This is a genomic window from Legionella genomosp. 1, from assembly GCF_900640215.1.
Lineage (GTDB): Bacteria > Pseudomonadota > Gammaproteobacteria > Legionellales > Legionellaceae > Legionella_C > Legionella_C quinlivanii_A.
This window is the reverse complement of sequence record NZ_CAAAJH010000032.1, coordinates 1-1,973: the sequence shown is the minus strand read 5'-3', so window position 1 is coordinate 1,973 and position 1,973 is coordinate 1. Positions and strand designations below refer to the sequence as shown.

The window sequence follows — 1,973 nt, the reverse complement described above, 5'->3', positions numbered from 1 at the left end:
CTTAAACAAATTTTTTACCAGCAGTACGCGTGCCACCAAACGCCTGTTTATCGATCAGGGCGATGACTATCCTTTGGCCCCTCTGTGTAACGCCTTCAAAAAAGGGATTAAGACACCCGAAACGGCCTTTTTAAGCGATCCGAATTTAGAGCAAACGGAAGAAGAGCGCCTGACGCAATGGGAAGAAGAGGTTTGCCGGCTGTATCAGAATGGCAAAAAGGACATAGCCAGGAACGCGTTTGATCGCTGTCTTAAAGAGCATCGGTCTTATACGGATTACGATGATTTCCTGCTGAGCAAGGGTTTAATTAAAAAAGAAGAGTCCCCTGTCGAAAAGAAAGAAGTGGTTGAGCAGCAGAAAAGGCCTGAGATCTTACCGGCTGTGGCCAAAGCCGCAGAATCCTCTCAAAAAAGCGATGTTTTGCAGAAAGAAAAAGCAGTTTCCAGGGCCGCGAATAAAAAGCCGGTGGCTAGTAGCCAGCCTAAGCAGGAAGATAAGGGTAAACAAGCCGCTGCCCCAAAAGCAAAGCCGAAAGAAACCACGGCCAGCTTGTCGCGCAAGCCTGTTTCATTTGCAAGTACAAATAAAAAATCGAATAGCACCCTGCCTTTTGGGCCGCTGGTTCGTTCGCCCGCATTTTTCAATCCGTCTCCCAATTCAAGAGTAACAGGTATAACGGAAGGAAGAGAGCTTTTACAGGCCGCGGCGTCAACGGTTCCAGCAAGAGTCCCTGAGACAGATCCGGTTTATCAAAGGATGAAAGGATTTCTGGACAATGTTTTTTCCAAGTCTGCGGATACTGCTCTTGATCGGTATTTTTCCTGCAAGGATGAGAGTTGCTTTTTGATTATGATGAGCAAAGATGAGGCCAAATTGAAGGCCTTCCGGAGATATTTGGAAGAGCATGAGTCCAGTTTGAGTCAATGGTTTCCCTTGCAAAAATTGTTTGAGATAGCGCCGGATGGTACAAAAAGCCGTTTTGAAACAATGGCTCGCAATCCGGTGGGGCTGCAGCTGCTGGAATTAATCTTTTCTCTTGTTCCTATCGATCGGGATGTGCGAAGCATATTCACCACCATGTGCCAGGTTTTCTTTACAGATCTAAAGGGTCTGAATTGGAGTGAGGTGACAGCGGAGAACCATTTCCTTATGCATCTGGCAGGAAGTGCAGAAGGCATCAGCCTTTTCCAGACAATTGTAGACAGTAGTTTTTTCCCGGGGATGAAACTGCAGGATAAATCAGGCAATACCTTTCTGCATTGGGCCATTGAAATTAACAGAGAAGATCTGGCGTCGATTATTATTAGCTCCAGACACGCGGCATTAGCTGGAGGAGACCGTATAATACCTGGCGCCAATCCCAAGGTTATCTTTAGAGTGGCTAATAAGCTCAACCTGACCCCTCTTGATTTAGCCAAAAGTAAGAATGCCGAAAATTTAATTCCTTTATTGGAAGCCAGAGAGAAAAGGATATTGGAAGCTGAGCAGCGAAAGGCAAGTCGATGGAGCCCCTACCCAAATCTTCAGCTTCAGCCAGTCTCAAGAGTCCTTTTCCCGGGAGATGATCTGGATCAAGTGTTGAGGGAGCTGGAAAACAAGGGCCCCTCCTAGTTTTCTTGGCAACTCCCTACGTCAGCTTTGTTTATCGCGAATGATTTGATTGAAGGTGGTGCTTTATGTATAATATTGGGCCATTATGATTTAAGTTGTATTCAGAGTTTACATGCCGAAGAAGAAAGCAGCGGCCGGCGCGCCGTGGAAGCGGGTCATTATTCAACGTTCAGTATTAGCGGGATATTCCAAGGGTCCCAAGCCTGTACGGAAGTTAGCGAAGGCCTTATTCAATCAGCAAACGCAATCGGCTGGCTATGAAAAGTTAAAGGATCGCGATGGCCTGGCGAGTGGGCGCCTGGACGGAGCGGACCGTGCCCTGTTGGTTGAATTTGAAGTCAATGGCGAAAAAAGCCTGGTC

The 1,973-nt window shown here is 47.0% G+C and carries 2 protein-coding genes; both read left to right on the top strand.

The genetic code is table 11. From position 1 onward, the window contains the following. The coding region (locus E1O89_RS15520; protein WP_165483184.1) for a hypothetical protein at positions 1 to 1,612 on the top strand (1,612 nt) is incomplete at its 5' end. 112 nt (positions 1,613 to 1,724) lie between these two features. Next, the coding region (locus E1O89_RS15290; RefSeq protein WP_133140915.1) for a hypothetical protein at positions 1,725 to 1,973 on the top strand (249 nt) is incomplete at its 3' end.